Here is an 18,841-nt window from a genome sequence, read left to right as displayed (position 1 = left end):
GCAGATCGTGTTGGTGCTGCGAAAGTAGCGTCTGATGGTGCAGATCGTGTTGGTGCTGCGAAAGTAGCGTCTGATGGTGCAGATCGTGTTGGTGCTGCGAAAGTAGCGTCTGATGGTGCAGATCGTGTTGGTGCGGCGAAAGTGGCGTCTGACGGCTCGGATCATACCAACGCATCCCGAGTAGCGGCTGACGGTTCGGATCATGTGGGCGCAGCGAAAGTAGCTTCCGATGGCTCGGATCACACGAATGCCTCAAGAGTCGCCGCAGATGGCACTGATCATGTTGGCGCAGGACGCCTGGCAGCGCTGGGTCGCCACGGCGGTGTCGGTTCTGACTCGGTGGCAACGTTGTACAGTTCGGATGAATTCAATCCGGGTGACAGCCAATAGGGAAACGCTGATATCTCGCTGGCGCAACTAACCAATGTGGAACCTGCGTTTATTCAGTGGGTTCAGCTCCATCTGAGAAGAACCGAGCAGGATAGAAGGGGAGCCAGGTGCTCCCCTTATTCATTTCCTCTCCCCACCAATCCGCTTCCCTGGGCGTGCTGCAATCTGGCTGGCCTGGCCGTCGCGCTGTTTGCCGGTGCGGGCTTCGCTGATCAGGGCCGGAATCAGCGGGCCTTCGGGCAGGTTCTTCCAGAAGCGTGCAGGCAGATGGCCCTGCATGACTTTTTCGTTCAGCCGGGCCGGGTTGAAGATATGGCTGTAGTAGGCCAGCCACAGATCGCCGTGGGGATCGTCGGCGTTCTGCGCCAGTTGCTGCCACGGCGCGGGGCACTGACGGTGATACAGCAGCTTCTCGCCGTCGTAGTACACCCCGTCTTCCGGCGTCGCAATCAGCCAGCGATGGCGTCCCATGCGCCCGACAAAATGTTCGCTGGCACTCTGCAATATGTCATGGGCAGGTTCGTGCCATGCCACGTATTGCGGGCGTGTGCGGTCTTGCGGCTCACTTGCGGGTAATTCGATAAAGCGCACGAACGCGTGCAGGTGATGAGCTTCACGGCTGATACTTTTCAGCCGTCGATGCAGTTCGCTGCCGAGCTTGTCACCGGCCATCATCGCCGTGCGATCGCCATGACTGACCCGCCATAACACCTCGTACAACAGGCTCCAGCGCTGATCACCGCGATAGCAGGCGGCGTTTTTCAGCAGGTCCAGCAACGCCAGGGGGATGCGTGCCTGAAAGGGGCCGGGCTGATCCAGACTGGGCGCTTCACCGGCAAACAGATCGGCGTCCTGTTGCCCGGCCCAACTGACCTGGCTCGGATCGATCTCATGGCTGAGCAGCCAGCGCGCTTGCTGGCGCCAGGTGTCGAACAGGTCGTCACAGTCCAGGCTGATCATCCCCATAGGCCCATCTGCTGCGGTTGCGGTTTGTCGCGCAGTTGCCCGTGAAGGATCGCGCTGCTGGTTTCGGCGAGCGGCGGGTGGTAGTCGCTGGTGATGATGAAGGGTCGGGCCTTGATCAGCACGCAGCGCATGCGGGTCAGGTCTTCATAGCGGATTTTGCGCTGGCGACGCAGTTCGATCAGGCGCTGAGTGGTGCGCAGGCCGATACCAGGGATGCGCGCAATCAGGGTCGCTTCGGCGCGGTTGAGATCCAGAGGGAACACCTGGCGATTGTCCAGGGCCCAGGCCAGTTTCGGGTCGATATCCAGAGCCAGGTCGCCGGGGCCTTGCAGCAGCTCGCTGGCGCGGTAGCCGTAGCTGCGCAGGAGAAAATCGGCCTGATAAAGACGGTGCTCGCGCATCAATGGCGGGGCGGCCAGGGGTACGCTTTTCGGGCTGTTGGGGATCGGGCTGAAGGCCGAATAATAGACCCGGCGCAGGCCGAAATTGCCGTATAACGCTTCGGCGCTGTGCAGGATAGTGCTGTCGTCGGTGGCATCGGCGCCGACGATCATCTGCGTGCTCTGCCCGGCCGGGGCGAAGCGCGGCGCGCGCGGTTCGCTGCGCACCGTCTGTTCACCGATATGAATGGTCTGCATGGCCTGCTTGATCGATATCACGTCTTTTTCCGGAGCCAGAGTCTGCAGGCCGGCATCGGTGGGCAGCTCGATATTGACGCTGAGGCGGTCGGCATAGCGCCCGGCTTCCTCGATCAGCAGGGGATCGGCTTCGGGGATGGTCTTGAGGTGGATGTAGCCGCGAAACTGATGTTCCTCGCGTAGCAATTTGGCCACGCGAATCAGTTGCTCCATGGTGTAGTCGGCGCTGCGGATGATCCCGGAGCTGAGAAACAGCCCGCTGACGCAGTTGCGCCGGTAGAAATCCAGCGTCAGGGTCACGACCTCTTCGGGGCTGAAGCGCGCCCGGGGCACATCACTGGAGCGGCGGTTGACGCAGTATTGGCAGTCGTAAAGACAGAAATTGGTCAGCAGGATTTTCAGCAGCGAGACGCAGCGGCCATCGGGGGTATAGCTGTGGCAGATGCCCATGCCATTGGTCGAGCCCAGCCCACCCTTGCCCTCGGAACTGCGCTTGGGCGCGCCGCTGCTGGCGCAGGACGCGTCATACTTGGCGGCGTCCGCGAGGATGCTGAGCTTGTCGATCAGCTCCATGAAATACTCCGATACTGTTTTTATGTACAGTATCGAGTGGTGGGGGATTGCACAAGCGGCAATCTGCCCAGTGGCATGAAATCCGCAGGCAGAGCGCATGTGTTACCGCACCAGATGACGTTCGATATCCGCGGCAGGAGCGAACTTGGTGGGAGCGAATTTATTCGCGAAGGCGCACTTACAGGCGATACAAATGCGTTTGATGTACTCGCCTATTCGCGAATGAATTCGCTCCCACACTTGCCGCCACAATCGCTCCTGCCCGGGCGCATTTATTCTGTGGGTTGGGAAGTCAGTATATTTAAGGGGTTTACCTTGCAACTGGAATGGCTCGAAGATTTTATCGAACTGGCGCGTACCCGCAGCCTGTCCCGGGCCGCGGAGAACCGCTATGTGACTCATCCTGCGTTCGGCCGGCGGATCAAGGCGCTGGAGGATTGGGTGGGTGTGCCGCTGATCGAGCGCAAGCAACCCCTGGCCCTGACGCCTGCCGGGTTGCTGTTTCTCGATGCGGCCAGCCAGTCCATCGCCTTGCTTGGTGCGGCCCGTGCGCAGTTCCAGGGCTTGGGGATCAATCGTGACGCGCCGTTGCGCATTGCTACCGGCCGCACCCTGGCGACGGCGTTCTTCCCGGACTGGTACGCCTCGCTGAAAGAAACCTTCGGCCATTTTCCGGTTTCCATTGTCACCAGTGGCTCCCAGGAAGCCATCACGCGGCTGTCGGCCGGGGATGTGGACGTACTGCTGATCTTCTCCAGCCCCCTGACCCAGATTCTCGTCGACCCCGAGCGCTGTGACACCCTGGTCCTGGCCAGGGAAGAGCTGCTGCCCGTCAGCGCGCCCAATGAAAAGGGCGAGCCGCAGTTCCGCATCGACGCCGAATCCTCGGCGTCGACCATTCCCTGGCTGGCGTTTTCCCCGACCCTGGCCCTGCGCGGCGTGCTCGCCCAGCACCTGGCCCGGTTGCCCCAGCGCCTGGCCCTGCGCATGACGTATCAGGCCGACTCCTACGATGCCATCGAGCGCATGGCCCAGCGCGGCAATGGCCTGGCCTGGCTGCCGCGCATGGTGGTCAAGGACTCTCTGGCCTCGGGCGAACTGGTGATTGCCGGGGGGCCGGAGCTGATCATCGGCTTTGACATTTCCCTGCATCGGCTGCGTTCCAACCAGAGCGAACCGTTGATGAGCATCTGGAATGGCCTGTCATCGCTGCACCAGGATGGGGCCTTGGCGAAATAATCTGCTGTTTTGCTCCTGTTAAAAGCCCTTTGCGCTGCGTGCTGTGCCGAAAAAGCTCGAGGTTGTGCTGAATCGGCAATTGTCCTGGCCCCGTTGGTATAGCACTTTGCTTCCAGGTTGAAGGCGTTTGCGATCAACCACTCACTGATAAAAACAACGCCGTCGCCGCTGACGATGGCTGCCGAAACTGTGAAGAAAATGGGGCCAACCATGACAGTGCAATCCACCGCCGCCAACACGGCACACGTGTCCTCCCGACGCGGACCCTGGAAGGAGATCGTTGCCGCCAGTATCGGCAACGCCCTCGAATTTTATGACCTGTTGATCTATGGCTATTTTGCCGTGGTCATCGGCAAGCTGTTTTTCCCCAGCGATAACGAAACCACCTCGCTGTTGCTCAGTGTCGGTTCGTTCGGCATTTCCTTTCTGATGCGCCCGCTGGGTGCCATCGTCCTCGGCTCCTACGCCGACAAGGCCGGGCGCAAGGCGTCCCTGACCCTGTCGATTCTGATCATGATGATCGGCACGGCGATGATTACCTTTACGCCGTCCTACCAACAGATCGGCCTGGCAGCGCCGCTGCTGATCATCGTCGCGCGGATGCTCCAGGGCTTCTCTACCGGCGGTGAATTCGGAGCGGCGACGGCCTTTATGGTCGAGCACGCCGATGCGAAAAAGCGCGGCTTCTTCGCCAGTTGGCAGTTGTCGACCCAAGGCCTGGCGACTGTGCTGGCTGCCGGGGTCAGCGCCTTGCTCAGCTATGTGCTCAGCGACGTGCAGCTCAATGACTGGGGCTGGCGTGTGGCGTTCGGTGTCGGTCTGTTGATTGGCCCGGTGGGTTTCTATATCCGCAGCCAGATCGACGAGACCCCGGACTTCCAGAAGATCCAGGCCGACGCGCCGAAGAAAACCCCGCTGCGTGATGTCTTGATCAAGGGCCATGTCAGCCTGCTGCTGGCCATTGGCGTGGTCGCCGGTGCCACCGCGTTCAACTACGTGCACAAGCTGTACATGCCGACCTACGCCCTCAAGCAATTGAACATTGCTGCGACGTCGTCCTACCTCGGTGCGCTGGTCACGGGTCTGACGTTGATGGTCATGGCCACGGTATTCGGCACGCTGTCCGACCGTTACGGGCGTTTCCGGGTGCTGACCATTGCATTGCTAATCACCGGGTTATCGTCCTATCCGATGTTCGTGCTGCTCAATATCTACCCGGCGGTGACCACCTTGCTGCTGGTCCAGGCCATCGTCGGCATCCTGATCGCCGCCTGCCTGGGGCCGATCCCGGCGATGCTTGCCGATATCTTCCCGACCAGTATTCGCGGCACTGGCCTGGCGCTGAGTTACAACTTCTCGGTGACGCTGTTCGGCGGTTTTGCCCCACTGATCGTGACCTGGATGATCGAAGCCACCGGCAGCAAGCTGGCGCCGAGCTTTTACGTGATGGTCACCGCGCTGATCAGCGTGATTGCCGTGATCTGCCTGGGTCGGCGCATGCGTCACGCCCCGCAGCACTGATTTCCTCTTTTCAAGTTTTGCATCTGCCACGCCTCACAAGCGCTTGTGTGGATGCCTGTTACTGCCCGTTGGAGAAGACTCATGAAAACTCTGGAACAAGTTCGCGCTGCATTGAAACCCTATCCGGTTGAGGTGGAATTTCCCGATATCCGCCAATGGCAGGAGGGCAATGACGGCATCGAGTATGTGTACAGCTTCGACAGCGGCGTCGCCGGGCCGCATGTGATGATCATGGCCCTGACCCATGGCAACGAAGTCAGCGGTGCCATCACCGTTGACGCCATGCTGCGTGCCGGCCTGCGCCCACGTCGCGGTCGCCTGAGCCTGGGCTTCGGCAACGTCGAGGCCTATCACAGCTTCGATCCGCAGAATATCGACGCCACCCGTTATCTCGATGAAGACATGAACCGCGTCTGGCTGCCAGAGAAGCTCGACGGCGAACAGACCTCGGTGGAGCTGCGCCGGGCTCGCCTGCTGCGGCCGCTGATCGACAGCGTCGACCTGCTGCTGGACGTCCACTCGATGCACGAAGAAGCGCCGCCGGTGATGATGTGCGGCGCGCGCAGCAAGGGTCGGGCGTTTGCTGCCGCCCTCGGCGTGCCGGAAACCGTGATCGTCGACGCCGGTCACGCCAATGGCCGCCGCATGCGCGACTACGGCGGCTTCAACGACGCCGCCAGTGGTCGCAACGCCTTGCTGATCGAGACCGGCCAGCACTTTTCCAAAGTCAGCGTGAAAGTGGCCCTGGATACCGCTGCGCGTTTCCTGGTCATGACCAAGGTGGTCGAGGAGGCCGATGTGGCGGACTTCATCAGCGGCACTCCACCCGCAAGCCAACGTTTCCTCGAAGTCACCGAACCGGTGGTTGCCCGGACCATGGACTTCACCTTTGTTGATGATTATCGCGGCCTGGAACTGATCGAGCGCGCCGGAACGGTGATTGCCTACGACGGCGGCGAGCCGATCGTGACGCCTTATGACAACTGTGTGCTGGTGCAACCGTCCTTGCGGCACTTGGGGCCTGGAGTGACGGTGGTGCGGTTGGCGAAGGTGTTGAATTCTCAATAGCTGTAACTGGTGTAGGAGCGAGGCTTGCCCGCGAAGAACGATAACGCGGCGTAACTGATCAACCGCAGCGACCGGTTCGCGGGCAAGCCTCGCTCCTACAGGGGCGGGGGCTGTTAAAAACCATGGCTGCCACGAATCAACTCATAGGCCCGCCGGGCCAACGGGTTGACCGTATTAGGCCGGATCCACAGGTGATAGGTCACATCCGGCAGCCGCGGCAGGCCGTCGTTTTCCCCCAGTACGCGCATGTCCGGGCCGAGCATTTCCATGCTTCGCGGCGTGACGCCGAGCCCGGCGCGGGTGGCGGCTTTGATGCCGATCAGGTTCGACGCCAGGTAGGCCTGACGCCAGGGAATATTGGCGCGTTCCAGGGCTTCCAGGGCGTAACGGCGATAGATACTCGGCTCATCCACCAGAATCAGCGGCAGGGGTTCCCCCGGTACATGAATGTACTGCGCCGCACAAATCCACCAGACCGGCGAAGTGCGCAGGGCGAAGCCTTCGAGCAGCGGGTCTTCGCGGGTGGAAATCACCATGTCTACCTTGCCCCGGTGCAGGTCCTCCATCAGGAACGGGCTGCGGCCCACGTCGATTTCCAGGCGCAGGCGCGGTGCCGAGAGGGCGATGCGGCTGAGAATCGGCGGCAGGATGGTGTCGGCGATATCGTGGGGCGAGCCGATGCGCAGCACGCCGCTGAGGCTGCTTTCGCGCAGTGAGTTGAGCGCATCGTCATTCAGCGACAGCATCTGCCGGGCATGGCGCAGCAATTGACGGCCGGGGTCGGTGAGCTGTTTTTGCCGTCCCTGTTTGTGAAACAGGCCGACGCCCACCTGTTGTTCCAGACGCTGCATATGCTGGGTCACCGACGATTGAGTGCGGGCCAGATGCAGGCCAGCCTCGGCAAAACTGGAATGGTCGGCCACGGCGACAAAGGTGCGCAGCAGTTCCAGGTCCAGGGTCGAGGTGACGTGCAGGGAGTCGGTCATAGCAGGGTGGTCATATCAGGACGATAGCGCAATACATTACGATTTTTTATGTAAATGAAAAGCCTTTCTTTCGTTGTGTGGCTAAGTAGCCCGTAAATGCTGAGTATTCCTTTCTTGACAGCTTTTTTTGATCAGAAAGTTATAACTATATTTGATATTTGAATTTCCGTTCCCCCCACGTCAGCCCCTAGGATGCCCAGCCATCAGGTCGGGGTACGCCGATCGCTGTTTTGGGGAATGATGAATGCCAACTGCTCACTCGCTCGCTTCGCGCTGGCTACCCGCTGTACTGGGTAGCCTGATTTCTCTGACCGTCAGCGGCGTGGTGCAGGCCGATGCCACCCTGGACAAGATTCAGGATCGCCATCGTCTGGTGGTGGGGGTGCTGCTGTCGGGCGGGCCGTTCGGCTCCATCGACCCGGCGACGCAAAAAGCCACCGGGATGAATGTCGATATGGCCGAAGACCTCGGTCGTCGCCTGCAGGCCGAAGTCGAACTGGTGCCGGTATTGCCCGCCAACCGCGTGCAATTCCTGCAACAGGGCAAGGTCGATCTGCTGATTGCCAACATGGAGTGGACCCCGGAACGCGGGCAGATTCTCGGCTCGGTGCCGACGCCGTTCTACCGCGTGGGCGGCACGGCGGCGGTACTCAAGGACAGTTCGATTCATACCTGGCAGGACCTCAAGGGCCAGCCGGTGTGCACCTCCCAGGGCAGCAGCTATGTCAAACCCCTGAGCGAGTTCGGCGCTGAACTGAAGGCTTTTAAAAGCTCGTCGGAATCCCTGCTGGCCCTGCGCGGCAATAACTGCGTTGCCGCTGTGCACGACGCCACGCTGATCAATCCGCTGATTGCCGCCGCTGGGGAGTGGAAGGATTACCGCGCCATTAGCCCGGAGCTGAACCCGGCGCCGTCGGTGATCTGGACCCGTCTCGGCGAGAGCGATACCCAGGCGCGCCTGGACACCATTGTCAAGGACTGGCATCGCAGCGGCTGGCTGATCGAGGCGGAAAAGCGCCATCACATTACCCCGGCATCCCCGGCCCTGGTCGAGTTGCAGAAGCAATTCCAGGCCACTGGCGCCTGATCCCTCGTTCGTGGTTTTTGATAAGGCAATACGTATGAACCTTTTGTTTTCCGGCAAGACCCTGGCGGCCCTCGGCCTGTTGCTGTGTGCCAGCCTGGCCCAGGCGGATGCCACGTTGGACAAGGTCCAGCAGCGGCACAAAGTCAGCATCGGTGTGATCCTCAGCGGCCCGCCGTTCGGCACCATCGACCCGGCCACCGGCGAGCACCTGGGTTACAACGTCGAACTGGCCAAAGGCATTGCCAAGCAACTGGGTGTCGAGGTCGAGACCGTCTCGGTGTTGGCGCCCAACCGCGTACAGTTTCTGCAACAGGGCAAGGTCGATCTGTTGATCGCCAATATGCAGTACATCGACGAGCGCGCCGAGATCCTCGATTACGTGCCGACCCCTTATGAGGAAGTCGGCGGCGCTGCGCTGATCCGCAAGGGCGCCGGCATCGCCAAGTGGGAAGACCTCAAGGGCAAGCCGGTCTGCGTATCCCAGGGCAGCAACTTCATCAAGCCGTTGCAGGAAGTCTATGGTGCGCAGATCAAGGCGTTCCGCAGTCAGTCCGAGTCGCTGCTGTCGTTGAAAGGCAATGGTTGCGTGGCTGCGGTTCACGTAAGCCCGACCATGCATGCGCTGTTGGATGATCCGGACTGGTCCGGCTTCGAAATTCCCCTTGCCGATGATCTGATCCCGTCGAAATCGGTGATCTGGGTGCGCAAGGGCGAGCATGATTTCCAGGCGCGTCTGGATGCGATCATCCGCGATTGGCACCGCAGTGGCTGGTTGATTCAGGTAGGCGAGCGTACCGGTATGGCACCCTCGGCAGCCCTGCGTCAGTTACACGAGCAATTCAAGAATGCCGCACCCCTGGCGGTGACGCCGTGAGTCAGCCGCTATTCGCGGCCTTGCAGGCGCTGCTGGGCGATGCCTATGCGCAGCCCGGCAGCGAGGCCAGCCAGTATCTGACCGACAAACAGGGCAGCTATACCGGCGAGGTCGTTGCGGTGGTGCGCCCGGCGGACACCGAGCAGGTCGCCGCTGCAGTGCGCCTGTGTCGCGAACATGGCGCGCCGATTGTGGTGCAGGGCGGCAATACCGGCCTGATGGGCGCGGCGACACCGGATGCCAGTGGGCGCAGCGTGCTGTTGCGTCTGGATCGGCTGAACCGGGTACGTGAAGTCGATACCGATAACGACACCCTGACCGTAGAAGCCGGCTGCATCCTGCAAAACATTCAGGACGTTGCCCGTCAGGCCGGACGCCTGTTCCCCCTGAGCCTCGGTGCCGAGGGCAGTTGCACCATCGGCGGCAACCTGGGCACCAATGCCGGGGGCACGGCGGTGCTGCGTTATGGCAATACTCGCGAGCTGACTCTGGGCCTGGAAGTGGTCACCGCCGAAGGACAGATCTGGCACGGCCTGCGCGGTCTGCGCAAGGACAATACCGGTTACGACCTGCGCGACCTTTACATCGGCAGCGAGGGCACCCTGGGCATTATCACCGCCGCAACCCTCAAGCTGTTCCCGCTGCCCAAGGCCCAGGCCACGGCGTTGCTGGCGTTTGATTCCTTGGCCCAGGCGGTGAGCTTCCTGTCCCATGCCCGTGGCGGTTTCGGCGCCAGCCTGACCGCGTTCGAACTGCTCGGCGCCGATTGCCTGGCATTGCTGCGCGAACAGTTTCCCGAAGGCCCGCAGCCCTTTGCCAAGGCCGATCTGCCGTGGTTTGCGCTGCTGGAGCTGTCCGATAACCACAGCGAAGAACACGCCCGTCAGGCCTTTGAAGAGGTATTGGGCGAGGCGTTCGAAGGCGGTCTGCTGGCCGATGCGCTGATTGCCGAAAGCCTCGCCCAGAGCGAAGCCCTGTGGCTGCTGCGCGAGAACATGAGCGACGCGCAACGCCGCGCCGGGCGCAATATGAAGCACGATATCTCGGTGCCGATCTCGCGCATTGTCGAGTTCGTCGCCCATACCGATGCGCTGTTGCAGGAACATTTCCCCGGCGTGCGCAACTTCACCTTCGGCCACCTGGGCGACGGCAACCTGCATTACAACGTTGCCCATCCCGTCGACTCAACGGTGGACGCGCATATGGCCAACTACGCCGCTCTAAGCGCCTTGGTTCACGACAGTGCCCACGCTCACGGCGGCTCGATCAGCGCCGAACACGGCATCGGCCAACGCAAGCTGGCCATGCTGCCGCGCTACAAGAGCGAAGTGGAGCTGGACCTGATGCGCCGGATCAAACAGGCGTTGGATCCCTTGAATCTGTTGAATCCAGGGAAGGTGCTGTCGACAGCGGAGCCCGACCCTGTGGGAGCGAGGCTTGCCCGCGAAGACGATGTTTCAGGCCCAAAAGATATTTCGGATGTACCGGCCTCTTCGCGGGCAAGCCTCGCTCCAACGCCATTTAATTCGACAAAAGGGGCAGACGCATGAGCGTTCAGCTTTCAAAACGCGTCCAGCGCGTCTCGCTATCGGCCAACGCCGCCGCGAAATCCCAGGCCACGGCCCTGCGTGACGCCGGGATCGATATTCTCGATCTGACCACCGGCGAGCCGGATTTCGATACCCCTGAACACATCAAGCAGGCGGCCTATGCCGCCATCGCTGCAGGCGCAACCAAGTACACGCCGACGCCTGGCGTGAAAGCCCTGCGCGAAGCGGTGCAACGCAAACTCATGGAGGAAAATCGCCTGGAGTACGGGCTGCCCTCGATTGTCATCGCCAATGGCGCCAAGCAGATCATCTTCAATGCTTTCGCCGCGACCCTGGACGACGGCGACGAAGTGCTGGTGCCGGTGCCGTACTGGCCGTCGTTCCCGGACAGCGTGCGTTTCAATGGCGGTGAGCCGGTGTTTATCCGTTGCGAGCTGGAGCAGGGCTGCAAGCTGACTGCCGCGCAATTGGACGCAGCCATTGGTGAGCGCACGCGCTGGCTGATTCTCAACGGTCCCGGCAACCCCAGCGGCGCGGTGTACAGCGAAGCGGAGTTGCAGGCCATCGCCGAGGTCTTGCGTCGTCATCCCAATGTCCTGGTGTTGCTGGATGAGCTGTACGAGCACATTCGTTTCGACGGCCGCCCGGCCTTGAGCCTGCTCAACGTTGCGCCGGATCTGCAAGAGCGTTGCCTGTTGGTCGGTGGCGTGTCCAAGACCTATGCCATGACCGGTTGGCGCATCGGCTTCGGTGCCGGGCCAAAGGAGCTGACGACCGCCATGACCGTGGTGCAGTCGCAATCCACCTCCGGCGCTTCGTCGGTGGGGCAGGCGGCGGCCCTGGCGGCCTTTACCGGTGGGCTGGATTTTCTGCCGGAGCAGGTAGCGGCCTATCACCAACGGCGTGATCTGTTGGTGGAAACCCTCAGCAGCGTCGATGGCCTTGAGGTATTGAAACCCGAGGGCGGCTTCTTCGTGTTTATTCGTTGCGCCGGGCTGCTGGGCCTTTATCGCCCGGATGGCAAGCGCCTGGACAGCGATGCCGATGTGGTGGATTACCTGCTGCAATCGGGTGTGGCCGGGGTGGCCGGGAGTGCCTACGGTCTGTCGCCCTGGTTCCGCCTGTCCATTGCCACCGCCAGCAGCAGCGTGATCGAAGCCGGGCAGCGCATTGCCAGGGCTTGCGCTGCCTTGCGCACAGAGGGTGAGCAATGACCCAAGGGTTACAGGCGTTCGTCCACTGGGCTGCCGGGTTTGGCCTCAACTACAACTTCCTGCTGGATGCGTTCCAGCGCGGCTCGTTGATCGATGGCGCCGAAACCACTTTATGGCTGTGCCTGGCGACTATCATCGGCAGCCTGTTGGCTGGCTTTGCCCTGGCGGCGCTGCTGACGTCCGGCAAGCCCTGGCTGGCGAAACCGGCGCGGCTGTTTATCGAAGTCACGCGCAATACGCCGACCCTGGTGCAGTTGTATTGTGCCTTTCTGGTCCTGAACATGCTGCTGACCCAGGCGGTGGGCGCGGCCAATCCGCTGACGCCGTTTGCCTGGGTGGTGATCGTGATTTCCCTGCATAAGGGCGCCTTCCATGCCGAGGCCCTGCGCGCCGGTATCGAGGCCGTTCCTGCGGTAACGCTTGAGGCCGCCAGTTCCCTGGCCTTCAGCAGCCGCCAGCTGCTGCTCAATGTGCAATTGCCCCTGGCCGTGCGCTTCGCTTTGCCCTCGCTGGTCAATAACCTGATCGATCTGGTGAAGATGACCGCCGTGGCCTCGGCCATTGCCGTGGGTGATATCACTTACGCCTCGATCATGATCTGGACCCAGAGCGATAACGTGCTGGAACTGATGATCCTGATCCTGACCTTTTTCGGCCTGCTGAGTTTTGTCGTCAATTTGCTGGGTCGCGCCCTTGAAGCGCGCCTGAGGATGCCCGGTTATGGCCACTGATACCCTCGCCACAGCCGTGCCGAGCTGGCCGCGCCGCCATGGCGGCAAGTTGCTGATCGCGATCATCGCCCTTGTCTGGCTGGCCTTCGTTGCGCCCGGCAGTCCGGTACTCAGGGCGTTGGTGCAATGGTCGCCGGCACTGGCAACGGGTTTTGCGCAAAACATTCTGATCAGCCTGTTGGCCATTACCCTCGGCTCGCTGCTGGGCCTGTTGGTCGGTGCCTTGGGCCTGTCGCCGCTGTGGCTGGTGCGGTTGCCGTCGCGAGTGTGGGTGCAGCTGTTTCGCAATGCGCCATGGCTGGTGCTGATCTACTTCACCACCTATGTGTTCCCGTTCGAGATTGTGATCGGTCACACCTATATCCCGTTTCCCGACTGGATCAAGGTCACCCTGGGCCTGGCGCTGCCGGCCAGTGCCAACGTCGCCGAGATCTTTCGCGGCGCCATCGCCTCAATCCCCAGCACCCAATGGGAAGCGGCGCGCTCTTTGGCTTTCACTCGCGGACAAATTTTCCGCTCGATCATCCTGCCGCAGTGCCTCAAACGCATGTTGCCGCCATGGATGAACCTCTATGCCGTGGTGACCATGGGCACCGCCCTGGCTTCATTGGTGGGTGTGCACGATGTGATCGACACCGCGCAGATCGCCAGTAATACCGTGAACCAGACCGGCTTTACCGTGATCGTCTACTTCAGCCTGCTGGCGCTGTTTTTCGCCTATTGCTACCCGATTTCCCGCCTGACTCATTACCTGGAGCGCCGTTATGCCTTCTCTTGAAACCGGCGCCGCGCCCCTGATCAGCCTGCGCGATATTCACTTGTCGTTCGGCAGCAATCCGGTGCTCAAGGGCATCGATCTGGATGTGCAGCGCGGCCAGGCGGTGTCGATCATCGGCCCGTCCGGTTCGGGCAAGTCCACCATCCTGCGTTGCATCACCGGCCTGCTGTCGCCCCAGCGCGGCACGATCCGCGTCGGCGATACCCAGGTGCAACTGCTGACCCGGGAAGCCGAGCGCATCGAACTGCGCAAGCGTGTGGGTTTTGTCTTTCAGCAATACAACCTGTTTCCCCATCTGTCGGTGCTGGAAAATCTGGTAATCGCGCCGCGCAAGGTGCTTGGTCTGGATCGCCAGGCCGCCGAGCAACAGGCTCTGGCCTTGCTGGCCAAGGTGCGCATGGAACACAAGGTCGATGCCTATCCGGGCCAGTTGTCCGGTGGTCAGCAACAGCGGGTGGCGATTGCCCGGGCCCTGGCTATGCGCCCGGAACTGATGCTGTTCGACGAAGTGACCTCAGCCCTGGACCCGGAAACCGTCGGCGAAGTACTGACCGTGATCCGCGAGCTGACCGAAGAGGGCATGACCTGTGTACTGGTCACCCATGAGATGCGGTTTGCCGAGGAAGTCAGTGACGTCGTGTACTTCACCGAGAACGGCCGCATCGTCGAACACGGCAGCGCCGAGCATATTTTCCAGCGACCGGGCAACGAACGGACCCAGGCATTTTTGCGCCATGCCCTGGGCGAAAACGGCCGCCGTACGCCGCAGAACAATGATCCATGGCTGCTGGGTAACCTTGGCCGGTATAGCCTTTCCGTATGAAGCAGCAATGTGGGAGCCGGCTTGTCGGATCGCCGCACCGTGGCGATCGAGTACGTAGCGCTCGCAACGGCGGCGGTGACGTCACTGACGCTATCGCCAGCAAGCCGGCTCCCACAGTCCAAACCATAAAGACAACTCAGGAGCACCCTGTATGAGCACCTTGAACCGTGGTGAAGTCGTCGAAGCTTTCCTGCAACAGATTCGCGCCATCAACCAGTGCGGCGTTGACCGTGAAGCCCTGAAGGAAATCGTCGCGCTGCTGGAGCAATTGGCCGAGCGCCGTGACCTGTTCAACTTCGATACCTTTCCTGCGCCAGTGCCGGGGGAGGGCGACACGGCTTTCCGCTATCGCCTGAACGACGACGGCGAAACCCCGACCCTGTACATGAATTCCCTGCTGCCGGGTAAAAGCACGCTGCCGCACAACCATGAGACCTGGGCGGTGATCGTTGCCGTGCAGGGCCAGGAGATCAACTACGTGTGGACCCGTCACGATGGCGATGATCCACAGTTCACGCGCCTGGTGCTGGAAAAGGAAGTGGTGGTGCAGCCTGGCACGCCGATCAGCTTCCTCGGTGAAGACCTGCACGGCATCAAGGTCGAAGGCGAACAGCCGACCCTGCATTTCCATCTGTACGGTCGCCCGCTGGAGTCCCTCAACGGTCGCTACGGGGTCAATGCCGAAGGCAAGATCCTCAACTACAACGCCTCGCAGATGGCGCCTTCGATTCCGGCCTACGCATGATCGACTTCTACTACTGGCCAACCGGCAACGGCCTGAAAGTCGCGATCCTGCTCGAAGAACTCGAGCAGGACTACCGCGTACTGCCGATCAATATCCGCACCGGCGAGCAGCGCCAGGACAGCTTCCAGCAGATCAGCGCCAATGGCCGCATCCCGGCCATCGTCGATCACGTGCCGGACAATGGCGGTGAACCCCTGAGCCTGTTCGAGTCCGGGGCGATCCTCAATTACCTCGCCGACAAGGCCGGGCGTTTTCTGCCTGCGCCGGGCAGCATCGAGCGTCAGCGGGTGCAGGAGTGGCTGTTCTGGCAGGTGGGGCATATCACTCCGTATCTGAGCCAGTTGCAGCTGTTCAAGGAGAAGGCCCCCGAGCCGATTCCGTTCGCTCTGGACCTGCTCAACGCTGAGGCGACCCGCCTGTATGGCGTGTTGGAAAAACGTCTTGGCCAGCAGGATTTCGTGGCGGGCGAGTATTCGATTGCCGATATGGCGATTTTCCCGTGGATCCAGCCGCTGCGTCAGGGCCAGGACCTGGCGGGTTACCCGCATATCAATGCCTGGCGCGAACGCATCAAGGCACGACCGGCGGTGCAGCGGGCGTATGCCAAGGGCCGTGATGTTGCGGCTGCCGAGAAGTCCCTGGCCTTGCAATGACTTGTTGGAGCGAGGCTTGCCCGCGAAGTGGTCGGTACATTCGACACATATTTTGAATCAGGAACACCGCCTTCGCGGGCAAGCCACGCCTCCACAAATCGGATTCCAATTTGTTTTATGAGAACCCCATGACTCCAACCATCACCCCCCAGCAACTTCAGCACTGGCTGTTCGACGGGCAGGAAATTGCCCTGTTCGACGTGCGCGAGCATGGTCAATACGGTGAAGCGCATCTGTTTCATGGGGTGAACCTGCCCTATAGCCGTCTGGAGCTGGAAGCCCGGCGTCTGGCGCCTAATCCGGCCGTGCGCCTGGTGATCTACGATCAGGACGGCGGTGAGGTTGCCGTGCGAGCCGCATCGCGTCTCACCGAGCTTGGCTATACCCAGGTGCATAGCCTCGTCGGTGGCGCTGAAGGCTGGCAGGCTGCGGGCCTGCAGTTGTTCGCCGGGGTGCATGTGCCGTCCAAGGCCTTTGGTGAACTGGTCGAAGAGGCCAGCCATACGCCGCATATCAGTGCCACTGAACTGGCGGCATGGCAGGCCCGTGGCGAGCCGCTGGTACTGCTCGATGGTCGGCCGTTCGACGAATACCGCAAGATGACCATTCCCGGTTCCCTGTGCTGCCCCAATGGCGAGCTGGGTTATCGCCTGCATGAACTGGTCAAGGACGACATCACGCCCATCGTGGTCAATTGCGCCGGGCGCACCCGCAGCATTATCGGCGCCCAGACCCTGATCGACCTCGGCGTGAAAAACCCGATCTATGCCCTGGAAAACGGCACCCAGGGTTGGTTCCTTGCCGATCTGCCCCTGGAACATGGCAGCACCCGGCGCTATCCCGACGTGAGCGCCAATACAGGGCTGGAGCAACCGCGTCAGGCCGCTGCGGCCCTGGCTCAAAAGGCCGGCGTGACCACGGTCAGCGCTGCACAGGTTCAAGCCTGGTCCGGTGAGGTCGGGCGCAGCCTGTTTCTTTGCGATGTACGGACCGCCGAAGAATTTGCCGCTGGCACTCTGCAGGGCGCGCAGCACACGCCGGGCGGCCAGTTGATCCAGTCCACCGATTTGTATGTCGGCGTGCGTGGCGCGCGGTTGGTGTTGGTGGATGCCGACGGCATTCGCGCGCCGATTGTTGCCAGCTGGCTGCGGCAACTCGGTCACGAGGCTTATGTGCTCGCTGATGGCATTCACAGTGGATTGGCACTGCCGGTCGTGAACGCTGCACAGGCGACTCTGGCGCAGATCGATGCGCAGACCCTGGCCGCCGCCTTGCGCGACGATGCCGTGGCGCTGATCGATTTGCGTGCGAGCATGACCTTCCGCAAAGGTCATATTAGTGGTGCGAAGTGGTCGATCCGGCCGCTATTGGCCAAGGCCGTTACTGAGGAAGCCCGGCCATTGGTATTGATTGCCGATGACCCGCGTGTCGCGCAGTTGGCCCTGGCCGAGCTGCCGAGCGTGCAGCAGCAACAGGCACGCTGGCTGGCAGGCGATACCCAACAGTGGCAGGCGGCAGGCCTTTCGGTGCAGGAAGATCCGGCCAACCCGGCCAACGAGCAGTGCATCGACTTTCTGTTCTTCACCCACGACCGTCATTCCGGCAACAAGGATGCGGCACGGCAGTACCTGGCCTGGGAAATCGGCCTGCTCGCACAGATGACCGAACAGGAGGTACGCAGCCTCAAGCCTTTGCACGGAAAAAAGTCGCCAACTGAGCAAGTGGCCACCCGTCTGATCCATGCCGCACGGACGACAAAAGGCGAGGGCGGTCGCCCGGTGAACGTGCCGGTCACGCGCTTGAGCACCGTGCTCTTCAACAGCCTTGGCGAGATGCGCGATGCCCGTCAACGGCGGGATACCGAGCGGGTCCTGAGTTACGGCGCCCGGGGCAACCCTACAGCCTTTGCCCTGGAAGATCTGGTCAGCGAACTGGAAGGCGGTTATCGCACCAAGTTGTTCGGCACCGGCCTGGCGGCGGTGGCGCAGACCTTCCTGGCGTACCTGCGTCCCGGCGATCATGTGCTGATCACCGACGCGGTGTATTCGCCAGTGCGCCAATTGGTTCGGGAGTTTCTGCTGCCGTTCGGCATCGAGGTGGATTATTTCGCCGCCGACGGCCAGGGTCTGGAAGCGCAGCTCAAGGGCAATACCCGCATGGTCTACGCCGAAGTGCCGGGTTCGCTGCTCTACGAACTATGTGATTTGCCGGCGATTGCCGCGCTGTGCAAGCCGCGGGACATCCTGCTGGCAGTGGACAACACCTGGGGCTCGGCGTACCTGTACCGGCCGCTGCAACTGGGCGCGGACATTTCCATCATGGCCCTGACCAAATACCTGTGCGGCCATAGCGATGTGGTCATGGGCAGCGTCTGCACCCGTGAAGAGGTCTGGCAGCCCTTGGCGAACATGAGCGACACCTTCGGCACCACGGTCAGCCCGGACGATGCCTACCTGATCCTGCGCGGCGCCCGCACCATGGCCGCCAGACTGCAAGTGCATCAGCGTCAGGCGTTGCAGGTTGCCCATTGGTTACAGGCTCAGCCACAGGTCAAGCGGGTATTCCATCCGGCCTTGCCCGGGCATCTGAATCACGCACTGTGGCAGCGCGATTTCAGTGGCAGCAATGGCTTGTTGTCCTTTGAATTGAAGAGCAGCGATACCCGCCAGCTCGATGATTTTATCGGTGCATTGCAGCTGTTTGGCCTGGGGGCATCCTGGGGCGGTTATGAAAGCCTGGTCACGGTGGCGGGCTTGAAGGATCGGGATAACCCGGCGGATCGCGGTTTGAATCCGGTGTTGCGTCTGCATATCGGGTTGGAGGATGTGCATGACCTGATTGCCGATTTGCAGCGGGGTTTTGCTGCAATCTGATCCCCCACCAAGAAGGTGGGAGCGAATTCTGTGGGAGCGAATTCATTCGCGAATAGGCCGGTACATCCGACGCATCTTCACCACTTGGAATAACGCTTTCGCGAATGAATTCGCTCCCACAGGTCAGGATCA

At 61.6% G+C, this 18,841-nt stretch carries 15 protein-coding genes and 1 pseudogene; 13 read left to right on the top strand and 3 right to left on the bottom strand.

The genetic code is table 11. The annotated features are described in order from the left end of the window. Positions 1-510: 510 nt before the first annotated feature. Positions 511-1,350 carry a TIGR03915 family putative DNA repair protein gene (locus tag M2401_RS14845; RefSeq protein WP_259103952.1) on the bottom strand — a complete coding sequence of 280 codons (840 nt, stop codon included), beginning with the start codon at positions 1,348-1,350 and terminating at the stop codon, positions 511-513. Beyond that, on the bottom strand, positions 1,347-2,567 hold the full coding sequence (locus tag M2401_RS14840; protein WP_259103951.1) for a putative DNA modification/repair radical SAM protein: 1,221 nt from the start codon (positions 2,565-2,567) through the stop codon (positions 1,347-1,349). Before M2401_RS14840 ends, M2401_RS14845 begins: the two co-directional genes overlap by 4 nt. A 315-nt stretch (positions 2,568-2,882) precedes the next feature. Between M2401_RS14840 and M2401_RS14835 the strand changes: the two genes are divergently transcribed. The 3 genes from M2401_RS14835 (at position 2,883) to M2401_RS14825 (ending at position 6,395) form a co-directional block, all read left to right on the top strand. Further along, complete coding sequence (locus tag M2401_RS14835; RefSeq protein WP_259103946.1) at positions 2,883-3,806, top strand: LysR family transcriptional regulator; 924 nt, start codon at positions 2,883-2,885, stop codon at positions 3,804-3,806. 210 nt (positions 3,807-4,016) lie between these two features. Further along, entirely contained in the window at positions 4,017-5,327 is a 1,311-nt protein-coding gene (locus M2401_RS14830; RefSeq protein ID WP_259103945.1) for an MFS transporter, read from the top strand. Between the two features lie 81 nt (positions 5,328-5,408). Next, positions 5,409-6,395, top strand: a complete 987-nt coding sequence (locus M2401_RS14825; RefSeq protein ID WP_259103943.1) for a succinylglutamate desuccinylase/aspartoacylase family protein — start codon at positions 5,409-5,411, stop codon at positions 6,393-6,395. A 113-nt stretch (positions 6,396-6,508) separates the two neighbouring features. Here M2401_RS14825 and M2401_RS14820 read toward each other — a convergent pair whose 3' ends face one another. Beyond that, entirely contained in the window at positions 6,509-7,381 is an 873-nt protein-coding gene (locus tag M2401_RS14820; protein WP_259103941.1) for a LysR substrate-binding domain-containing protein, read from the bottom strand. 244 nt (positions 7,382-7,625) lie between these two features. Here M2401_RS14820 and M2401_RS14815 point away from each other — a divergent pair, with 244 nt between their 5' ends. The 10 genes and pseudogenes from M2401_RS14815 (at position 7,626) to metC (ending at position 18,709) form a co-directional block, all read left to right on the top strand. Continuing rightward, a complete protein-coding gene (locus tag M2401_RS14815) occupies positions 7,626-8,468 on the top strand; it encodes a transporter substrate-binding domain-containing protein (RefSeq protein WP_259103940.1) in 843 nt (280 codons plus the stop codon). 34 nt (positions 8,469-8,502) lie between these two features. After that, a complete protein-coding gene (locus tag M2401_RS14810; RefSeq protein WP_259103938.1) occupies positions 8,503-9,342 on the top strand; it encodes a transporter substrate-binding domain-containing protein in 840 nt (279 codons plus the stop codon). After that, positions 9,339-10,745, top strand: a pseudogene (locus tag M2401_RS14805) (FAD-binding oxidoreductase); the annotation flags it as partial. The gene M2401_RS14810 and the pseudogene M2401_RS14805, both read left to right, overlap by 4 nt. Positions 10,746-10,888: 143 nt before the next feature. Further along, positions 10,889-12,106 carry an aminotransferase class I/II-fold pyridoxal phosphate-dependent enzyme gene (locus tag M2401_RS14800; protein ID WP_259103934.1) on the top strand — a complete coding sequence of 406 codons (1,218 nt, stop codon included), beginning with the start codon at positions 10,889-10,891 and terminating at the stop codon, positions 12,104-12,106. After that, a complete protein-coding gene (locus M2401_RS14795) occupies positions 12,103-12,837 on the top strand; it encodes an amino acid ABC transporter permease (RefSeq protein WP_259103932.1) in 735 nt (244 codons plus the stop codon). Before M2401_RS14800 ends, M2401_RS14795 begins: the two co-directional genes overlap by 4 nt. Beyond that, the gene (locus tag M2401_RS14790) at positions 12,827-13,615 is read left to right on the top strand and encodes an amino acid ABC transporter permease (RefSeq protein WP_259103931.1); all 789 of its coding nucleotides are present in this window, start codon (positions 12,827-12,829) and stop codon (positions 13,613-13,615) included. Before M2401_RS14795 ends, M2401_RS14790 begins: the two co-directional genes overlap by 11 nt. Next, the gene (locus M2401_RS14785; RefSeq protein ID WP_259103930.1) at positions 13,602-14,438 is read left to right on the top strand and encodes an amino acid ABC transporter ATP-binding protein; all 837 of its coding nucleotides are present in this window, start codon (positions 13,602-13,604) and stop codon (positions 14,436-14,438) included. The genes M2401_RS14790 and M2401_RS14785 overlap by 14 nt, the downstream gene beginning before the upstream one ends. A gap of 151 nt (positions 14,439-14,589) precedes the next feature. Next, positions 14,590-15,183, top strand: coding sequence for a cysteine dioxygenase (locus tag M2401_RS14780; RefSeq protein ID WP_259103929.1), 594 nt, complete (start codon positions 14,590-14,592; stop codon positions 15,181-15,183). Further along, a complete protein-coding gene (locus M2401_RS14775; protein WP_259103928.1) occupies positions 15,180-15,836 on the top strand; it encodes a glutathione binding-like protein in 657 nt (218 codons plus the stop codon). The genes M2401_RS14780 and M2401_RS14775 overlap by 4 nt, the downstream gene beginning before the upstream one ends. 128 nt (positions 15,837-15,964) lie before the next feature. Further along, positions 15,965-18,709, top strand: coding sequence for a cystathionine beta-lyase (gene metC, locus M2401_RS14770; protein ID WP_259103927.1), 2,745 nt, complete (start codon positions 15,965-15,967; stop codon positions 18,707-18,709). Positions 18,710-18,841: the final 132 nt, after the last annotated feature.

The organism is Pseudomonas sp. JUb42, assembly GCF_024807945.1.
In the GTDB taxonomy this organism is placed as follows: Bacteria; Pseudomonadota; Gammaproteobacteria; order Pseudomonadales; family Pseudomonadaceae; genus Aquipseudomonas.
The sequence above is the reverse complement of the archived record's forward strand: the minus strand, read 5'-3'. Positions and strand labels throughout refer to the sequence as shown.